General features: G+C 70.5%; 15 protein-coding genes and 2 tRNA genes. 6 read left to right on the forward strand and 11 right to left on the reverse strand.

The window, feature by feature from the left end; genetic code table 11:
* Nucleotides 1-63: 63 nt before the first annotated feature.
* The 3 genes from VGZ32_RS27010 to VGZ32_RS27020 form a co-directional block, all read right to left on the reverse strand.
* Nucleotides 64-137 (reverse strand) — tRNA-Met (locus VGZ32_RS27010).
* Nucleotides 138-226: 89 nt separating this feature from the next.
* Nucleotides 227-1003, reverse strand: a complete 777-nt coding sequence (locus VGZ32_RS27015; protein ID WP_326889037.1) for an alpha/beta fold hydrolase — start codon at nt 1001-1003, stop codon at nt 227-229.
* 156 nt (nt 1004-1159) lie between these two features.
* Nucleotides 1160-1236: transfer RNA gene (locus VGZ32_RS27020), tRNA-Met, on the reverse strand.
* Between the two features lie 97 nt (nt 1237-1333).
* Between VGZ32_RS27020 and VGZ32_RS27025 the strand changes: the two genes are divergently transcribed.
* Both VGZ32_RS27025 and VGZ32_RS27030 read left to right on the forward strand, forming a co-directional pair.
* Nucleotides 1334-1879 (forward strand): PPA1309 family protein, encoded by a 546-nt coding sequence (locus VGZ32_RS27025; RefSeq protein WP_326889038.1) that lies wholly within the window; start codon nt 1334-1336, stop codon nt 1877-1879.
* Between the two features lie 145 nt (nt 1880-2024).
* A complete protein-coding gene (locus tag VGZ32_RS27030) occupies nt 2025-3056 on the forward strand; it encodes an LppU/SCO3897 family protein (RefSeq protein ID WP_326889039.1) in 1032 nt (343 codons plus the stop codon).
* A 52-nt stretch (nt 3057-3108) separates the two neighbouring features.
* Here VGZ32_RS27030 and VGZ32_RS27035 read toward each other — a convergent pair whose 3' ends face one another.
* From VGZ32_RS27035 to VGZ32_RS27045, 3 genes are all read right to left on the reverse strand, one after another.
* Nucleotides 3109-4170, reverse strand: coding sequence for a YlbL family protein (locus VGZ32_RS27035; RefSeq protein WP_326889040.1), 1062 nt, complete (start codon nt 4168-4170; stop codon nt 3109-3111).
* A gap of 250 nt (nt 4171-4420) precedes the next feature.
* The gene (locus VGZ32_RS27040) at nt 4421-4864 is read right to left on the reverse strand and encodes a molybdenum cofactor biosynthesis protein MoaE (protein ID WP_414642611.1); all 444 of its coding nucleotides are present in this window, start codon (nt 4862-4864) and stop codon (nt 4421-4423) included.
* 70 nt (nt 4865-4934) lie between these two features.
* Complete coding sequence (locus VGZ32_RS27045) at nt 4935-6029, reverse strand: NAD-dependent epimerase/dehydratase family protein (protein WP_326889041.1); 1095 nt, start codon at nt 6027-6029, stop codon at nt 4935-4937.
* Nucleotides 6030-6200: 171 nt separating this feature from the next.
* On the opposite strand from VGZ32_RS27045, the gene VGZ32_RS27050 reads away from it, so the two are divergent.
* Nucleotides 6201-7772 carry a zinc-dependent metalloprotease gene (locus tag VGZ32_RS27050; RefSeq protein WP_326889042.1) on the forward strand — a complete coding sequence of 524 codons (1572 nt, stop codon included), beginning with the start codon at nt 6201-6203 and terminating at the stop codon, nt 7770-7772.
* Nucleotides 7773-7835: 63 nt separating this feature from the next.
* Here the strand turns inward: VGZ32_RS27050 and VGZ32_RS27055 are convergent, their stop codons facing one another.
* From VGZ32_RS27055 to VGZ32_RS27065, 3 genes are read right to left on the reverse strand one after another with little or no spacing between them, the layout of a single operon-like run.
* Nucleotides 7836-8714 (reverse strand): sulfurtransferase, encoded by an 879-nt coding sequence (locus tag VGZ32_RS27055; protein ID WP_349263770.1) that lies wholly within the window; start codon nt 8712-8714, stop codon nt 7836-7838.
* 47 nt (nt 8715-8761) lie between these two features.
* Nucleotides 8762-10024: an alkaline phosphatase family protein gene (locus VGZ32_RS27060; RefSeq protein ID WP_326889044.1), complete on the reverse strand. Its 1263-nt coding sequence runs from the start codon at nt 10022-10024 to the stop codon at nt 8762-8764.
* An 8-nt stretch (nt 10025-10032) separates the two neighbouring features.
* A complete protein-coding gene (locus tag VGZ32_RS27065; protein WP_326889045.1) occupies nt 10033-10659 on the reverse strand; it encodes a DUF5998 family protein in 627 nt (208 codons plus the stop codon).
* 233 nt (nt 10660-10892) lie between these two features.
* Between VGZ32_RS27065 and VGZ32_RS27070 the strand changes: the two genes are divergently transcribed.
* A complete protein-coding gene (locus tag VGZ32_RS27070; protein ID WP_326889046.1) occupies nt 10893-13382 on the forward strand; it encodes a DNA topoisomerase IV subunit A in 2490 nt (829 codons plus the stop codon).
* 76 nt (nt 13383-13458) lie between these two features.
* On the opposite strand, the gene VGZ32_RS27075 is transcribed toward VGZ32_RS27070, so the two are convergent.
* Together VGZ32_RS27075 and VGZ32_RS27080 are read right to left on the reverse strand one after the other, a co-directional pair.
* Complete coding sequence (locus VGZ32_RS27075) at nt 13459-15696, reverse strand: ATP-binding SpoIIE family protein phosphatase (RefSeq protein WP_326889047.1); 2238 nt, start codon at nt 15694-15696, stop codon at nt 13459-13461.
* A gap of 203 nt (nt 15697-15899) precedes the next feature.
* A complete protein-coding gene (locus VGZ32_RS27080; RefSeq protein WP_326889048.1) occupies nt 15900-16343 on the reverse strand; it encodes a (deoxy)nucleoside triphosphate pyrophosphohydrolase in 444 nt (147 codons plus the stop codon).
* A gap of 287 nt (nt 16344-16630) precedes the next feature.
* On the opposite strand from VGZ32_RS27080, the gene VGZ32_RS27085 reads away from it, so the two are divergent.
* The gene (locus VGZ32_RS27085; RefSeq protein ID WP_349263771.1) at nt 16631-17977 is read left to right on the forward strand and encodes a pyridoxal phosphate-dependent decarboxylase family protein; all 1347 of its coding nucleotides are present in this window, start codon (nt 16631-16633) and stop codon (nt 17975-17977) included.
* 294 nt (nt 17978-18271) lie between these two features.
* On the forward strand, nt 18272-19021 hold a 750-nt coding region (locus VGZ32_RS27090), incomplete at its 3' end, for a serine/threonine-protein kinase (RefSeq protein ID WP_326889050.1).

A 19021-nucleotide genomic window follows, 5' to 3' on the forward strand; every position in this document is an offset into this window, starting at 1 on the left:
GCATCGGGAATAACGAAAATCCCGGCCAGCTTGCGCTGGCCGGGATTTCTGTCATCTGCGTAGTAGCGGGGACAGGATTTGAACCTGCGACCTCTGGGTTATGAGCCCAGCGAGCTACCGAGCTGCTCCACCCCGCGTCGGTATGTCTCTACTGTACGTCGAAGGTCGCACCTGAGGCAAATCGCTTCATTGGGCCGCGTGTTCGTGCCCTGGCCCCGCTCCGGCGTCAGCTGAGGAAGCGCTCGATCATGGGAAGTACCAGGTCGACACGCTGCAGTACGCCAACGTGGGTCGTCCCAGGCAGCACGGCGAGTTGAGCGTCGGGGATGAGGTCTCGCATCTCGGCGGCGTGCTCGACCCGCACGAAGTCGGTGTCGCCGATGACGACCAGGGTGGGGGCGGCGATTCCGCGCAGCGCCTCGTCGGACCAGCCCGGGAATGCCGCGACCATGCCCCCCAGCTTGGCCTGGAACGCGTCGAACTGCTCCGGATGCGGGGCGACACGGACGTATCCGCGCCGCATTTCCTCGAAGTCAGCCTGCGTGGGCAGCCGCTTGGAGGTCGCCCACGCAGACTGATCGAAGATCTCGTCGTAGTAGCCGTCCGGCCGGAAGTGCGCAGACGCCGCGATCAGCCGGCCGACGCGATCGGGGCTTGCGATCGCGGTCTGCAGCCCGGTCAGGCCGCCGACGCTGAAGCCGAACAGGTCCGCGCGCTCGACGCCGAGGTGGTCGAGCAGGCCCACGACGTCGGTGGAGAAGTTCGCCAGCGACAGCTCGCGGTCGATGTCGGCGGTATGGCCGTGGCCCTGGAACTCGAGCGCGATCACCTCGCGGTCTTTGGCCAGCGCCGGGATCAGCGGCCCGAAGCTGTCGATGGTGAGCAGGCCGCCGTGCATCAGCACCAGGGGGCGGGCCGCGCTGCCTCGGAAGCCGTGGACCTCGTAGTACATCTGGAGGCCGTTCACGGAGGTGTAGGCGCCGGGCGCGTCGTTCGAGGTCATCGTCGGTCCATCCGTCCGCTCGCGAGCAATGTCACCGGTGAAGACGATCAGGCAGCCGAGGACCCATCGGTCCAGCGTCGAGTGTGACACAGCTCACGCCACGGCGGCGGGCGCGGAAACGACTCAGGCCCCCTCCGGAGAGGGGACCTGAAGTGGTGGTAGCGGGGACAGGATTTGAACCTGCGACCTCTGGGTTATGAGCCCAGCGAGCTACCGAGCTGCTCCACCCCGCGTCGTGAGTCGTAGTCTACGCCCAAGATCACGTTTGGCGCAAATCCGCCGCCCCGGAGGGAGGTGTGGGCGGTGAAACGCCTGGGGGACAATGGCGGGATGGACACCGCGTTGACGCAGTCGCTGATCGAACTGGAACAGCATGTCGCCAAGGACGGCTGGGACCAGGGGCCCCGCCTGTTCGCACTGGTCGACACGGCCGAGCTGATCAAGGCCGAGCCCCGGCTGGCCGCGGCGCTCGCCCCGGAGACGGTGGAGTTCGACGGGGCGATCGGTCCGCTGCGGTCGTACACCTCGATCGAGCAGGAAGGCTTCCCCGGCGACAAGCCGCTCGACGAGGCCCTCGCGGCGATCGCCTGGCCGAGCACGGTGGACGGAGTGGCGCTGGTCATCGAGCGGGTGATGCTGCCGCCGACCGCCGAGGCGCAGATCCCTGACGCCGACGCCGCGGATGTGGACCTCGACGCGTGGGCCGCCGCTCATCCGGAGCGCCAAGAGGTGCGGATCGCCGTCGGGGTGCTGCGCGACGGGGCGCGTGACTGCGCACTCCGGCTGCGTTCCCAAGACGCCGACGACGACGTGCTGTCCGGCCCGGATCTGGTGCCCAACCTCGCCGAAGCGTTGGTGCACACGCTCCAGGACTGACACGCCGGCACGGCTTGGGGCGGCCTGCGAAGTCGAGCCCTGCTCTTCCCGCTGTCGGGCCCACCGGATACATTCGTGCCTCCATGCCGTACGGGTGGCGTGTTGAGTCAGACGTTGCTCGACGTATCCGCACTGGGGGAAGCTCATGTCCACGCCTTCGGACCCGAACGGTCCACTGCAGCCGCCGCCGCACGATCCGGCCTGGGGGCAGCCCGCGCCGCAGCCGGTGGATCCGACGCAGCCGCTTCAGAGCCCGTACGAGCAGACTCAGTACCTGCAGGGACAACCTGGCGTGCCGGGGCAGGCGGCACCGCAGTGGGGGCAGACGTTCGCGTATGGACAGCAGCCGCAGGACCAGAATCCTTACGCTCAAAACCCTTATGGGCAGAACCCGTACGCACAGGGGTATGCGCAGGGGCCAGGAACGCAGAATCCATACACGCAAAATCCCTACGGACAGCAGCCGTACCAGGGCTACCCGGGATACGCACCGCCGCGGCCGCCGAAGCGGACCGTGGGCAAGCGCACCATCTCGATCATCAGCTTCGCCGTGATCATCATCGTCGGCATCGCGGTCCGGGTCGGGGTCAAAGACCTGTTCGACCACAGCGCTTCCACCTCGCCGAACGTGAACATCAGCCTGCCGGCGATTCCCACGGAGCTGGCCGGCGGTGGCTCCTCGCCGAGCACGGGGGGCGGCGGAGTGGCCGGGGCGGACTACGCCGTCGGTGATTGCATGGACCTTCAGGGCACGACGCTGGCCACCGACACGAAGGTCGACTGCTCCGATTCGAGCGCGAACTACAAGGTGCTCCAAGTGATCCCCGACGTATCAGGGACCATCTCGACCGACGCGAAACAGTGCTTCTCCTTCCCCGGGAACGACGACGAGCTCGACAAGCCGGGCACCGCCGGCACGGTCTACCTGTACTGCCTCGGCTCTACGACGAACAAGCACAGCCCGCGCCGCGCGCAGCAGGGCGACTGCCTCGACGCGCCGAGTTCGACGACGGATTTCTACCTGGTCGCGTGCTCCGACCCTTCGGCGAACTACGTCGTGCTGGCGCGGTTCGACGGCACGAACGACGCCTCGAAGTGCGACTCGGTCGACGGGACGACCGAGAGCTTCACGCTGTCGAACGAGCCGCAGGTGCTGCTCTGCGGGAAGACGAAGTGAGGTAGGGCGAAGCTAGGCGATAGGGCGCCCCCACGGCGCTGCGAGGCGCGGCTCAGCAGCCGGGCGGGATCTTACCGTCGCGCAGGTCGGCCAGAGCGTTCAGCGCGTCCTGAAGCGTGGAGACCTTGACCAGCTCAAGGCCGGCCGGCACGTTCGCCTTCGCGTCGGCGCAGTTGTCCGCCGGGGCGAGGAAGACGGTCGCGCCGTCTCGGCGCGCGGCGATGGTCTTCATCTGGATGCCGCCGATCGCGCCCACGTTGCCCGAGGCGTCGATCGTGCCGGTGCCCGCGACCACCCGGCCGCCGGTAATGTCGCCGCCGGGCGTCAGCTTGTCGATGATGCCGAGCGCGAACATCATCCCGGCGCTCGGGCCGCCGACCCCGTTGAGCTGGATGTCGACCGTGAACGGGTAGGTGCTCTCGCTCTCCACCGCGATGCCCACCGCCGCCTTGCCCTGCGCGTTCTTCGTCGTGCCGGTGACCACGGTCTCCTTCTTGCCCGCCCGGTCGACCTCGAAGGTGACGTTCTGGCCGGGTGTGACCTGCTCCACCGCCGTGGTCACCTGCTGGAGCCCGGCCTGGCCGGTGGCGGTGATCGGGGTGCCGTTGATCGACTGGATCACGTCGCCGCCGTCCAGCTTCCCGTCGGCCGGGGCGCCCGCGTTGACCGCCGCGACCACGACCTCGGTCCCGTCCGGCTTGACCCCGAGACTGCTCAGCGCGGCGCTGATGGCCGAGTTCTGCGAATCGCTGAACTCGATCGCGTTCTGCTGGTCGCTCTGCTGCTGGGTCGTGTCGGGCGGGTAGATGGTCTCCTTGGGCACGATCGCCTGATCGGTGTTCAGCCAGCCGAGCAGGGCCGTGCCGAGCGGCATCTGGTAGTCCTGGTTCGACACTCCGACCGTGACCATGCGCAGTTGACCGTGCGTCGAGGAGGTCGAGTGCCCGGAGATCGTGATGAGCGGGGTGCCCTGATACGAGCCGAGGGTGTCGAAGGTCGGCCCGGGCGTCATCTCGGCATACGGCACCGGCTGGAAATACACGCCGAGCCCGAAGGCGGCGAGCAGGACACCCGAAAGGGTGAGCGTGACGGTTCGGCGACGCGGCTTGGGCACGGAACGACACTAATGCACGTTCGCGATCGGACGCAGTCGGGAGTGGTCCGCCGCGAAAGCCTGGACTCAGATATCCCTTTGGGCGCGCGCGAGTGCCTGACGGGCTCGCTGGTACCTCTTCGACGTCCCGACGTCCTCACGCGCTCGGCGTACCCGCCTGCCCACTGCCGCGACCAGGGCGGCGAACGTCACCGCGACGGCCGGAATGGCCCACCATACGAGGATACTGAGCACGATTCAGCAGATTAGATCAGATTCCGACCCAGGTGTGGGACCCGTCGCGGAACAGCTCGCGCTTCCAGATCGGCACTTCCTGCTTGAGCGTGTCGATCAGCGCTCGGCAGGCGGCGAAGGCTTCGGCGCGGTGCGGGCAGGCGGCGGCGACGACCACGGCCAGGTCACCCACGGCCAGGTCGCCGACTCGGTGCACGGCGGCGAGCAGCGCGGCGGGATGCTCGGCGGCGACGGCGCGAGCCACCTGCGCGAGCCGCTCGCGGGCGGAGGGGTGCGCCGAGTATTCGAGCTCGCCGACGACCTCTCCGGGCCGCTCCGGGGTGTGGTCGCGCACGACGCCGACGAACAGCGAGATGCCCCCGGCGTGCGGATCGCTGACCGCGCGCAGCACCTCGTCGACCGAGAGCGGAGTCGAGCGGACGTCGACGAGGCGGACGCGGTCGTCCGGATGCACGTGCATCATGTTCACCCGCCCATCCTCTCTCACGCTTCGGGCACGCCATGCACAGCTGGATCAGACGCCCTGTGCATCAAACACCCCGCCGCTTCTTGCGGGCGCGCCGCACCAGCGCCGCCGTGCCGACCAGCGCGACCGTGGCGCCCGCCGCGCCGAGCGTGGTCGCCGTCTCCTTCTTGCCGAGCCGCCGGGCCAGTGCCGCGTGATGGCCTTCTATCTCACGCAGCAGGGCCTGGAACGCCTCGACGTTCGAGTGCGCGGGCGCCCATCCGCTCGCCTTGAGGCGCTCCGCAGTCACAGCCCACGGATGCATGACGTACTGGAGGTCCGTCGCCGGAGAAGGCGTCAGGTGCAGCCTGTGTAGGCGCTCTGCGGCACCTAAGGCGAGCGCTTCGGGAAGCTCCATGCGACGTATGCCGGAGATCTCCTCGACCTCCTGCTGGCTCAACCAACCGTCGCTGGCTACGGCGACCGGCCCGTCCACATCGCCGAGAGCCGCGTGCGCCAGCGCGTCGGCGAGGTCGTCCACATGGCAGAACTGCCAGCACGGCTCGGTGTCCTTGACCACGAGCAGCCGGGGCGCCTCGAAGTGCCTGGTGAAGACGGTGTCCACGCCAGGCCCGGCCAACGCCGCCGGACGCACGATCGTGACGGCAAGTCCGGGGTGTGCCTTAGGCGCGCGCTCGGCTAGCCGTTCGATTTCCAGGTAATCGCCGACGAGCGATCCGTCCGGCACCGCGCGCAGCGGAGCGTCCTCAGGCAGCGGTACCGGGTTGTCGGGGAAAGCACCGTAGACCACCGCGCTGGTGTAGAGGACGACGCGCGTCACGCCGGCGGCAGCCGCGGCGGTCAGCACGGTCTGGGCGCCACGCACGTTCCATGCCGTGCGGGTTACCGGGTCGGTGTCCGGCGAGGTGTCGATGTCGGCGTGCACGATGACGTCCACGTCCCCTAGCCGGTCGGCCAGCGCCGGGTCGCGTGCGTCGGCGTGCCGGAAGATCACCCCGGGCAGATCGGTGCGGCGCACGTCGAGCCCGACCGCCTTTCGCACGTCGGGATGCCCGGCGAGGCGCGCAGCGACCGCGGCGCCGACGCCCTCGGCCGCTCCGGTCACCGCTACGGTGAGACGCGCCGAGCGGCGCCGCCCTCCATCTGCCGGGGAACTCACAGGCACACTCCGTTTGTTACTACGGTGAGAGCTATTGCCAGGTTGAATAGCCTCGCCGGCACCGTAAAGTCTGTTCTATCCGTGGAGCGCGAGTACCCCCGTCAGGCCGTGGCACCCCGCGGGAAAAGGGGGGATCCGGCTCCAGTGTGGACGATTGTCTAGAGGTTCGACGTGAACGACCACCCAGAAAGTTTCCCACCCGCCGGGGACGAGCCCGAGCCGGTGCCCTTCGAGGACATCGTCAAGGGCTTGGAAGGGCTTGGCGAGGACGTCGAGCGCGAGGAGCGCCAAAGCCGGGAGGCCGGCTCCAGCTCCGGGTCCGGCCCCCAGGACTCCGCGCCGAAGCCCGAGTCCGGTAGCGCCTCGGATCCGCTGTCCGGGCTGCTCGGCGCGCTCGGTCTCGGCGGTCTGGCCGGCCAGGGCGGCGCGGGCCAGGGCCTGGGCGAGCAGTTGGCCGGGCTCGCCGCGGGTCTGGGCCAGCAGATGCCCGGGTTCGACCCGCAGACGTTCATGATGATGATGGGACGCATCCAGTCGCTGATCAACAGCGGCGAGGGCCCGGTGAACTGGCCGCTGGCCCGGGACGTGGCCCGCACAGTCACCGCGACGCAGCCTGACCCGTCCCCGACCGCTGGGGACATCGCGCCGCTGGAAGACGCGGTGCGGCTCGCCGAGCACTGGCTGGACGGGGTCACCGGCCTTCCGGCCGGGACGACCGGCGCGTTGGCGTGGAGCCGGGCGGAGTGGATCGAGAAGACGCTTCCGGTGTGGAAGCAGCTGGTCGAACCGGTCGCCGAGCAGATGACCGGGGCGATGGTCGGGCTGCTGCCGGGTCCGGACGAGCTGGGCGCCCCGGGCATGGGCGCGGCCGCGGCACCGCTGGCGGGCATCGTGCGGCAGATGGGCGGCTCGCTGTTCGGCCACCAGATCGGCACGGCGCTGGCGCAGCTGGCGACGGAGGTGCTGGGTTCCTCGGACATCGGGCTGCCGCTCGGACCGGACGGTAAGGCGGTGCTACTGCCGACCAACGTGAACGCCTTTGGCGCGGGTCTGGAGCTGCCCGCTACGGATGTGCGGCTGTACCTGGCGCTGCGCGAGGCGGCATACCACCGGCTGTTCGCACACGTGCCGTGGCTTAAGGCGCACGTGCTCGGCGCCGTGGAGGCGTATGCACGCGGGATCACGGTGGACGAGAGCCGGATCGAGGAGCTGATGCGCAACGCGCAGACGCCCGAGGGCCTCGCGGACCTGCAGAGCGTGTTCGAGGAGGGGATCGTCTTCACCGCCCCGGACACCCCTCAGCAGCGTGCCGCGCTCGCCCGACTAGAGACGATCCTGGCGCTGACCGAGGGCTGGGTGGACGCGGTGGTCAACGCGGCCGCCGCGCCGAACCTGCCGTCCGCGGCGGCGCTGCGCGAGACCGTGCGGCGCAGGCGCGCGTCCGGCGGGCCGGCGGAGCAGACCTTCTCGGCGCTCGTCGGCTTGGAGCTGCGGCCGCGGCGGCTGCGCGACGCGGCACGGCTGTGGGCCTCGCTTGCCGACGCGCGCGGCATCGAGGGCCGCGACGCGCTGTGGGCGCACCCGGACCTGCTGCCGACCGCCGAGGACCTGGACGACCCGGACGGCTTTGTGCACCGGGACGAGTTCGACCTCGGGGCGCTAGGCGACGTGTTCGGCCCCGAGAAGAAGGACACGGAGGGCAAGGACACTCGCGAAGGCGGCGAAGGAGGCGCCGACGACTAGGGTCAGGCCCCGAAACGGCCGTCCGTCGTGCGGCCGGATGAAGGGGACGGCGGCACCTGAGGGTCAACCGCCGCTGGCGACTGGCCGCGCCGGGTCGGTGATCCACTCGGACCACGAGCCGGCGTAGAGTCCCGCCTCGATCCCGGCCAGTTCCAGGGCCAGTACCTCGTGCGCTGCGGTGACTCCTGAGCCGCAGTAGACGCCGACCGCGCGCCCGTTCGTGCCGCTGACGCCCAGCGCCGCAAACCGGGTGCGCAGGATCTCCGGCGCCAGGAAGCGGTCGTCCGGGCCGACGTTGTCGCCGGTCGGCGCGCTGACCGCACCCGGGATGTGCCCGGCGACCGGGTCGATCGGCTCGACCTCGCCGCGGTAGCGGGCCGCTGCCCGCGCGTCCAGCAGCACGCCGCCGGTGGCGAGCTTGGCCGCGTTGTCGGCGTCGAGCAGGGGCATGGCGCCCGGGACCGCGATGAAGTCGCCGGCCCCGTCCGCGGCGCCGGCGTACAGAGCGTCGCCGCCGGGTCCCCAGGGCTCGTCGCCCGTGGCCATGGGTAGGCCGGCCGCGATCCAGGCCGCGTAGCCGCCGTCGAGCACGTACACGTCGCGGTGGCTGAAGTAGCGCAGCAGCCACCACGCGCGGGCCGCCGAGGTCGAGTCCGCGGCGTCATACAGCACGACAGTCCGGTCGTCCGACACGCCAAGCGCGCGCATGGCCGCCTGGAAGTCGTCCGCGGCCGGCATCGGGTGGCGCCCGGTCCCGGGTCCGTGCGGCGCCGCGAGCTGGTGATCCAGATCCACGAAGCGGGCGCCCGGTATGTGCCCGGCCATGTACGACTCGCGCCCCGGCGGACCGACCAGCGACCAGCGCACGTCGAGCAGTGTGACCGGCTTCGGCGCGCGTCGCGGCCGACGCCCGCCCTGCTCCTGCGGCCGCCCTTCAAGCAGCTGCTTCAGCCGCGCGACGTCGATCAGCGGACCGTGCTCCACCGGATTCACCCTCGCACCTCCAAGAACGGGACCAGTTCCTCGGCCGATGTCATCGATCCGTGCATGCCGATCAGCCGGGTCTCGACCACCTCGCGCTCCGAGGCGATGACGGCCCAGTCCGCGTACATGGCGACGACCACGTCGCCGATCCGTGCTGCCATCCGCGGGTCCACGGCCGGGCCGAACCAGCCCTCCTCGATCGCCGCGTCCCGGGAGCGCACCTCCGCGACCCCGTCCAGCCGTTCCGTCCAGATCGCCAGCACGTCGCGGGCCGCGCCGGGGTGCGCGTAGACGTGCCGGGCACGCGCCTCGCCGCCGAGAAGGGCTACCCCGGCGCGAAGCTCCCAATCGGTGTCGGCGTCGATCCGGCGCTCGGGTGGAACGTCGACCATCCCGTGATCGGCCACGACGTAAAGCGTGCAGTCCCGGGGCAGCCGGGCGGCGAGCCACTGCACCAGCGAGTCCACATAGGCCAGTTGGTCGCGCCACTGCTGCGAGGCGGACCCGGCGGCGTGCCCGACGAAATCCAGGTCCGAGTAGTAGAGGTAGACCAGCCCGCGCCGCCCGGACTCGAGCGCCTCCAATGCTCGGACCGCGCGCAGATCCGGCGCCTCGACCCCGCAGAACCGGGCGCCGCGGAACACCGAGCGGGTCAACCCGGACTCGGCGAAGCGGGGCGAGGAGACGTGGGTGACCGCGAGGCCGGCCGCGTCGAAGCGCTCGAACATGGTGCGCCGGGGCTGCCATGCGTAGGGGTCGACGTCCTGGTCCCACTTCAGGAAGTTCATCAGCCGCCCGGTGCCCGGCACCTCGAGCTTGTAGCCGAGCATTCCGTGCGCCCCCGGCGGGATGCCGACGGCGATGGAAGAGAGCGAAGTCGAGGTGGTCGACGGGAAGCCCGCGGTCAGCGTGCGGCCGATTCCGGCGGGACCGTAGCCGTCGCCTTCCCCTCGCAGCAGAGCCGAAAGGTAAGGCGCGGCGTCGGCGTTCTTCGCGATCAGTTCGCTGCCCATTCCATCGATGAGGAAGAGGCACGCGCGGGAGGTCGGAATCAGACCCCAGGGGTCGGCCAGAGGAGATTCGGCGGCGGGCGGTTCAGCGCGGGACGAATCAGCCGGGTCCGAATCCGGTGGGGGGTGTTCGCGGGCATCTTCCGCCAGGCCAAGGGCGACGCCCACGGCTGGAAGCACGTCGCTGAGCGCTCCCCCGCCGTACGCAGGCAGGTCGAACCCGGCCTGCCCGTCGACCGCCCCCGCCCCCGCGTCCACGGCTGCCGCTACCCCCGCCCCGCAGTACCGAGGTCGACCGTCGCCGCCGCGAGCGCCTCGGCGAACTCGAGCGTCAGCCGCACCGCCTCGGGTCCGTCGGCGCCGGTCGACACCCTCAGCGAGAGATCGTCCCCGGTGATCGTCCCGGTGTAGCCGTGGTCGGCCTCGCAGTGCGGGTCGCCGCAGTTGGCCGGCTCGAGGTCCATCCGGCCCACCGCGCCCCAGCCGACGGTGAGGACCACCTCGCGCGGCAGGGTGCCGCGCACGTGTTTGGCCGGGTCGTCGACGACCCGGGTGACCACGACGGTGGAGACCCGGTCGAGCCGCACCGTCTCGGTCGAGGTCGAGGCGTAGGAGCCGACGTCCGAGTCCACCCCGTCCAGTTCCGGCTCGGTCCCGTGCTCGTCGGTGTGGCCGACCACCAGCCGCCGGGCGGTGAGCGCGAGGACGGTCACGTGCCGGCGCACCTCCTCCGCGTCGAAGGTGGTCTCCTGGTGGACCAGATGGCTGATCACCGGCTCGCCGGCGATCGCGGTCTCCACCGCTTCGGTGACGAGGGCCGGGTAGTAGCCGCTGCGCTCGATGGAGGCGCGCAGCCCGGGGTCGAGCGAGCCGGCGTCGGTTCTCTGGGGCATACGCCAATCCTCGCACTCGTCGGGCCCGGACGCGCGCATCGGGTGCCGCCGGTACCCGGCCGTTTTTGTCGCTGTCGACGGTAACAATAGGAGTCTCGGGGAGGCTTCGCAGTCGGCCGGGACGAAGAGTCAATATGATCCGTGCGGCGTTGCTCGCACGGGAACTCGGGACCGAGCCGACGCGCAGAGGGCTTCACGCCACAGACGGACGATCGCAACAGGAGTAGCGCAGTATGCCCCGCCGCAGCGCCGCACAGGAGACCGACGAGCCCTTCGAGGAGCGCATCGTCGAGATCGACGTGACCGAGGAGATGTCAAACTCCTATCTGGAGTATTCATACTCGGTCATCTACTCGCGCGCGCTGCCTGACGCGCGGGACGGGCTCAAGCCGGTACACCGGCGCGTGCTTTATCAGATGAACGAGATGGGGCTGCGGCCGGACCGCGGCTTCGTGAAGTCGGCGCGCGTGGTCGGCGAGGTGATGGGGCGCCTGCATCCGCACGGCGACGGGCCGATCTACGACACGCTGGTGCGGATGGCGCAGCCGTTCTCGATGCGGCTGCCGCTAGTCGACGGGCACGGCAACTTCGGCTCGCTCGGCAACGACGACCCGCCGGCCGCGATGCGGTACACCGAGGCCCGGCTCACCGCCGCGGCGCTGCAGATGACCGCGGACATCGCCGAGGACACCGTCGACTTCAACCCGAACTACGACGGGCAGGAGACCGAGCCGGAGGTGCTGCCGGCGGCCTATCCGAACCTGCTGGTCAACGGGACCACCGGGATCGCGGTCGGGATGGCCACGAACATGCCGCCGCACAACCTGGGCGAGGTCGTCGCCGCGGCCCGGCACCTGATCAGGAAGCCGGAGGCGTCGCTCGAGGAGCTGATGGGCTTCGTGCCGGGGCCGGACCTGCCCACCGGTGGCCGGATCGTCGGCCTCGACGGCGTGCGCGACGCCTACGAGACCGGGCGCGGGGTGTTCCGGATCCGGGCCACCGCGCACGTCGCGTCGGTGGGGAACCGGCGGCGCGGCATCGTGGTGACCGAGCTGCCGTTCAACGTCGGGCCGGAGCGGGTCATCGCGAAGGTCAAGGAACTGGTCCAGAGCAAGAAGATCCAGGGCATCGCCGACATCAAGGACCTGACCGACCGGGCCAACGGCCTTCAGCTCGTGATCGAGGTGAAGAACGGCTTCAACCCCGAGGCGTTGCTCGAGCAGCTCTACAAGCTGACTCCGCTTGAGGAGTCCTTCGGCATCAACAACGTCGCGCTGGTCGACGGGCAGCCGCTGACGCTGGGCCTGAAGGAGCTGCTCGAGGTCTACCTGGACCACCGGTTCGACGTGGTGCGGCGGCGCAGCGAATTCCGCCGCCGCAAGCGCACCGACCGGATGCACCTGGTGGACGGCCTCCTGGTGGCGCTGCTCAACATCGACGAGGTCATCCAGACGATCCGCACCTCGGACAACGCGGCGAACGCGCGCGAGCGGCTGATGGAGCGGTTCGAGCTCTCCGAGGTGCAGGCCAATTACATCCTCGACACCCCGCTGCGCCGGCTGACCCGGTTCGACCGGATCGAGCTGGAGGCGGAGAAGGAGAAGCTGGCCCGGGAGATCGCCGAGCTGACCGCGATCCTGGAGTCGGACGCGCTGCTGCGCAGAACGGTGTCGGACGAGTTGGCGAACGTGGTGAAGGAGTTCGCCACGCCGCGGCGCACGACGCTGATCGAAGCGGGCGAGGAGCAGGTCGCCGCGCCGGTGCCGCTCGAGGTGGCCGACGCGCCGTGCCGGGTGCTGCTCTCCTCGACCGGCCTGCTGGCCCGGATCGACGCGGACGAAGAGGCGTTCTCGGCCGCGGTGCGCGCGGCGCAGGAGGCCGGCGGGGCCAAGCCCAAGCGCGCGAAGCACGACGCGGTCGTCTCCGTCGTCGCCTCGACGGTGCGCGGCGACATCGGCGTGGTGACGTCGGCCGGGCGGCTCGTGCGGCTGCCGGTGGTCGACCTGCCCTCGCTTCCGCACGCCCCGGAGCTGCCGAATCTGGCCGGGGGCGCCCCGGTGTCGGAGTTCGTGGAACTGGCGGCGGACGAGGCGGTGCTGTGTCTGTCGACGCTGGACGCCGCGTCGCCCGGAGTCGCGCTGGGCACTGTCCAGGGCGTGGTCAAGCGGGTGGTGCCGGAGTATCCGGCGAACAAGGACGAGTTCGAGATGATCGCGCTGAAGGAGGGTGACCGGGTCGTCGGCGCGGCCGAGCTGCGCACCGGCCAGGAAGACCTGGTCTTCATCACCTCGGACGCGCAGCTGCTGAAGTTCTCGGCGGAGCAGGTGCGGCCGCAGGGCCGGCCGGCCGGGGGCATGGCGGGCATCAAGCTCGCCGAGGGCGCGTCGGTCATCTCGTTCACGGCGATCGATCCCGAGCGCGACGCCGTGGTGCTCTCGGTCGCCGGTTCGAGCTCGGCGATCCCGGGAACGATGCCGGGCACCGCGAAGGTGACGCCATATCAGCTGTACCCGTACAAGGGACGCGCCACGGGTGGTGTGCGGTGCCAGCGGTTCCTGCGGGGTGAGGACCGCCTGGTGTTCGCCTGGGCCGGGGAGACGCCGGCCCGCGCGGCGGACGACGCGGGCAACCCGGCGGACATGCCGCCGCTGGACTCACGCCGCGACGGCTCGGGAACCGCGCTGCGCAAGCCCGTCGGCGCGGTCGGCCCGGCGCTGGTTTGACGATGTCGATCTAAAACAATGCCGATCTAAGAGTGCAGGTCTGAAGATCTGACGAACGAGTGCCCGGCCGGTCCGCTCAGGCGGCGGACCGGCGGGCGCGGGTGCCCACCTCGAACCAGACGATCTTGCCGTGCGCGGTGGAGCGGATGCCCCAGCGCGTGGAGAGCTGATCGACCAGGTGGAGGCCGCGTCCGCCCTCGTCGCCGTGGTCGACGGTGCGCAGCCGGGGAGCGGCCTCGAGCTCGTCGGCGACCTCGCAGACCAGCGACTCCTCGCCGAGCAGCAGACGCAGGCCGATCGGGCCGCGGCCGTACCGCAGGGCGTTCGTGACCAGCTCGCTGACCAGCAGTTCGACCACGTCCGCGGCATCGCCGAGGTTTTCCGCGCCGGCGAACCGCTGGTCGCTGTCCGCCCACTGCCCGAGCTGACGGCGCACCATCTCGCGGGCCTGCGCGGCGACCGTCGGCCGGCTGGTCAGGACCCAGGAGGCGACGCGCTCCTGCGGGAACCGGTCCAGCGCCGCGACCAGGAGCGTGGCGTCGTCGGCGCGCTGCGGGTCGAGCATGGTGTCGAACGCGGCGTCACACACCCCCTCCAGGCGGGCCGGATCGCCCGCCGGATCGGCTTTGGAGATGACGCCGATCAGGTCGTCGATCCCGTCGCTGGCGTCCCGGTCGCGGTCCTCGACCAGTCCGTCCGTGTAGAGCACCAGGACCGCGCCCGGCTCTACCGGGAACTCGCGCTCCTCGAACTTCGCCCGCCCGACGCCGAGCGGGGTGCCCGGCGCCAGTTCCACCACGTCCACCGCGCCGCCCGGGTCGGCGATGATCGGTGGCAGGTGCCCGGCGGTCGCGGCGACACACCGCCCGGCGACGGCGTCGTAGACCACGTAGACGCAGGTCGCGATGTGCGTCTCGCCGAGCGACCGGGCCAGCTCGTCGAGCTCGCGCAGCACGACGGCGGGCGAGAGGTCGAGCCGGGCGAGCGTGCGCGCGGCGGTCCGGAACTGGCCCATGATCCCCGCGACGCGCAGACCGCTGCCCATCACGTCGCCGACGACGAGAGCCACCCGCCGCCCCGGCAACGGGATGACGTCGAACCAGTCGCCGCCGACGTCGGCGCCTGGCGAGCCCGGGCGATACCTGTGGGCGAGCCGGACGTCCTCCACGTCCGGTAGTTCCTCAGGCAGCAACCAACGCTGAAGCATCAATGCGGTGGAACGCTCGCGCGCGTGGAGGTACGCGTTGTTGAAGCTGGCTGCGGCGCGGGCAGCGAAGTCGTCGGCAGTGTCCGGCTCGTCGAGGGAGGTGCCGCTGCGGCTCTTCGCGGTGCCCAGCAGGGCTGGGCGGCGGCGCGCCAGCCGACCGCGCTCAAGGGCCAGCTGACGCTCGGTCACGTCGACCACGACTCCGGTCAGCCCTAGGACCTCGCCGTTGGGGCTCTGCAACCGTGCGTAGGACATCGACCAGAACGGGCCCCGGCCCTTCGCCGTGCCGCCTGCCACGCGCTCTGCCCGCTTCGGATCGTGCTCGACGAGCAGGTCGACGACCGGCTCCCCGGTGTCGAGGACCTGCTGCTGCAAGATCGGGATCGCGGGGTCGAGGCCCTCGACGATCTCCTCGGCCCGCAGGCCCGGATGCCGCTCGACGGGCACGCCGTCGTACTTCGCGAAGGCGGGGTTGACCCGGACGTAGCGGCGTTCCGCGTCGTAGATGGCTATCCCGGCCGGGACCTGGCCGAACAGCGTCTCGAACCGGACCCGCTCCCCCTCGACCCGGCGCAGGTCGGCGGCGTCGGTGGCGACTACCTGCACCAGGTCGCACCCGTTCGGGAACCGCTGGGTCACCGCGCGGAATCCGACGTCGAAGACTCGGCCGTCGGCGCGCAGCACCGGCAGGAAGCCGACCCAGTCGGCGCCGCCGGAGACCCGCCGGAACTGCTCGGCTGCCCGGTCCCGGATGGCGACCGGGAACAGCTCCTCGATGCGGGCGCCGAGCATCCGCTCGGCCGGATGCCCGGTCAGTTCGGCCGCACTGGGCGCCCAGACCACGACGCGGCCGTCGAGGTCGAGCACGACAGTGGCGATGCGGATCTGGTCCAAAATCGCCGCGGCGTCGGAATCGGCTACGGGGCGCGGGTCCTGGCCGTCTCGGCCACCCGCGGAGCGATCAGGTATGTCACCGGCGTCCTCGGTGCCGCCGGATTCGGCCGGCGGCGGGCAGGCCAGATCGGCTTGCACGGGACTCGTATGCTGCGCGCCCGACGACACCGTATCGGGCGACCCGCTCGGAGCGGGGTCGTACGATGCGCGCATCAGCGCTCCTGGTGAATCGGCGGACGTTCCTAAAGAACCTCTTCCCGAAAACCAGCCGATTTATATGACGATCTAGGTGAGTTAGGCCACTCGGTGGATAGGCACTCCGCCGCTGTCAAGCCCCGGCGGGCATCGAGGGGAAATGAACACCTTCGAGTGCGCCGGACTGTGGCAATTCACAGCTGCGGCGATCTACAGGCGCCCTAAGCCTCGGCGAGCGCCGACGGGTCCGACGCAACGCCGTCAAGTGCGTCAAGGATCAGTAGGTCTCCGTCCAGCCAGGGCAACGCGCGCGCTTCGGGACTGCCCGGCCGCACCCAGACGAGGGCGTCGTGGTCCTCCAGCGTCTCCGGTTCGCCGCCGTCCACGATCGCAGCGCGGTACGTGCGCACCGTCATCGTCCCTCCGGCGATCGGATACTCCGGTCCGATCCGCTCCCCGATCGCGACGCGCACGCCGATCTCCTCGCGGCACTCGCGCACCAGCGCGTCCGCGTCGCTCTCGCCCAGCTCGACCTTGCCGCCGGGGAACTCCCACCGGCCGGCCAGCTCGGCGGGCTCGGTGCGCCGCGCCGCCAGCATCAGGCCGTCCCGCTCGATCACGGCCGCCACGACGACCCGCGGCGCGCTCTCATCTCGCTTAAGCATGTGCGCCATCGTCCCACGGCGGTCATTCTGTGATGTTCGCCCGTGTGACGCATGCCACATTTCCCACGTCGCGCCGCCGAGCCGCTGCCCTCCGTGACACCGCCACCGCGAGGTCTTCGGATCATTGTCAGCGACGCAACAAACAGAGCACAATTCGGCGATCAAGCAGCGATATGTTGCAAAAAGAGCGCTCGAAGACTGACTGATCATTGCTCAAGGCCCGCTCGACGGCTTAGAACTGCCGCCGCATACTCAGGACCATGCAAGAGCTGCGCGCGCCCCAGAGAATGCACACCTACGACGCCCGGCTGGCCGAGTTGGTCTTCGACTACATGCGAGACCGGCTGCAGCTGGACCCGGTCCCGCTCGACCACCCCGGCGACCGCGAAAAGCTCGACGCTGTTCTGAACGGCCTGCTGACGGCCGAGGGCCATGACCCGAGCAGCGTTCTGTCGGTCTACGCCGACCATCTGGCGCCCGCGGTGATCTCCTGCGACAGCCCGCGCTTCCTCTCCTTCATCCCGGCCGCCCCCACCAAGGCGGCGCTGCTGTTCGACATGGTGGTCTCCTGCGCGTCCCTGCAGGGCATCTCGTGGCTCGAGGCGGCCGGCGCGATCGCCGCGGAGAACCAGGTGCTGCGGCTGCTCGCGGACCTGGCCGGGATGCCCGCGCAGGCCGGCGGCTGTTTCGTCACCGGCGGCTCGGCCGGGAACCTGTCCGCTCTGGTGGTGGCCCGGGACACGGCCCGCCGCCGGCTCGGCCTCGGCCCGTACGACCGCGTCCGGATCGCGGTGAGCGGCCAGGCGCACTCCTCGGTCCACAACACGCTGAACATCATCGGCGTCGAGGCTTTCGTCGTGCCGACCGCTGACCACCGGTTCACCGGCGGTGACCTGCGCTCGGCACTGGCCCGGGACACTGACACCGCGCCCGTCATCGGCGTGGTCGCCACCGCGGGCACCACCAACGCGGGGATCGTCGACGACCTGGCCGGGATCGCCGACGCCGCACGGGACCTGGGCCTCTGGTTCCACGTCGACGGTGCGTACGGCGGCGCGGGCCTGTTCGCGCCGAGCGTGCGGCGGCGATACGACGGCATCGAGCACGCCGACTCGTTCGTGGTCGATCCGCACAAGTGGTTGTTCGCCCCCTTCGACTGCGCCGCCGTGCTGTACCGGGAGCCGCATCTGGCAAAGGCCGTGCACACCCAGGACGCCTCGTATCTCGACGTGATCCACACCGACGCGCCCGAAGAGTGGAACCCGACCGACTACGCGTACCACCTGACCCGCCGGGCTCGCGGCCTCCCGCTCTGGTTCTCGCTGGCGGTGCACGGCACGGACGCGTATCGGGACGCGATCGAGGCCGCGCTCGCGAGTGCTCGCGAGGCGGCCGAGCAGATCCGCCGCCATCCGCGCCTCGAGCTGATCCGCGAACCCGAGCTCTCCGCGGTGCTGTTCCGCCGCAGGGGCTGGGGGCCGGCCGACTACGACGCCTGGTCCAAGCGGCTTCTGGCCGGGCAGGTCGCCTTCGTCACGCCGACCAGCTGGGAGGGCGAGACGGTGGCCAGATTCGCGTTCCTGCACCCGGGAACCACGCCGGCGATCGTCACCGAGATCCTCAACACGCTGTGACGCAAGGCCGTTTCGGCCGTGCTCATGGTTCTTGGAGGGCGGCCGGGGCTTCGGGGTGGCTGTAGATCGCGTGGCGGGGAGAAAGACGTTCTCCGCCACGCGATCTTTCGCCGCCGCCCCGGCCACCTTCCAAGAGCGTTTATACGGACGCTTCGGTGTCAAAGATCCCTGGACGTCGAAATTAATCAGCGACCCCTGATACAGGGTGAAATACGCCGCGCGGGTGTCTGTTGCGTACGGATCGGACCGCACGATTCAATACCCCCCGACCGACGAAGGAGTGGGGGTAGCGCCTTGGACGCTCTGTCGGCGGGCGATCCCGCCCGGATAGGCCCCTTCCGGCTGGTGGCGCGGCTCGGGAGGGGCGGCATGGGCCGGGTCTACCTCGGCCGGGCCGAGACGACCGGGCGGGCGGTGGCGGTCAAGACGATCCACGGCGAACTCCTCGTCGACCCCGAGTTCCGCACGCGCTTCCGGTACGAGGTGGCCGCAGCCCGGCGGGTGCGCGACGAGTACATCGCCGAGGTCGTCGCCGCCGATCCGGACGGACCGACGCCGTGGCTGGCTACCGCCTACGCGCCGGGCATCTCCCTTGAGGACGCGGTGCGCCGGTTCGGCGCGCTGCCCCCGGAATCTGTGCGGGTGCTGGGTTTCTGCGTGGCGCGCGCGGTGGCCGCGATCCACGCGGTCGGCCTGGTACACCGGGATCTCAAGCCGGCGAACGTGCTGCTGACCGCCTCAGGTCCCAAGGTGATCGACTTCGGCATCGCACGCGGCGTGGCGGACGACAAGCTCACACGTACCGGCATGGTCAGCGGCTCGCCGCCGTACATGGCGCCGGAGCAGCTCACCGACGGCGAATTCGGCCCGGGCTCCGACATCTTCTCGATCGCGGCGGTCCTGCACTACGCGGCGGCAGCGGCGGGACCGTACGGCCGGGGCGGCCCGCAGGAGCAGTACGCCCGCGCGCTCGGCGCCGGGCCGGTGGTGGATCCCACGCTCCCACCGCACCTGGCCGCGATCATCGGCCAGTGCTTCAACCGT

The organism is Actinocrinis sp. (assembly GCF_035938995.1).
Classification (GTDB): Bacteria; Actinomycetota; Actinomycetes; order Streptomycetales; family Catenulisporaceae; genus DASZGI01.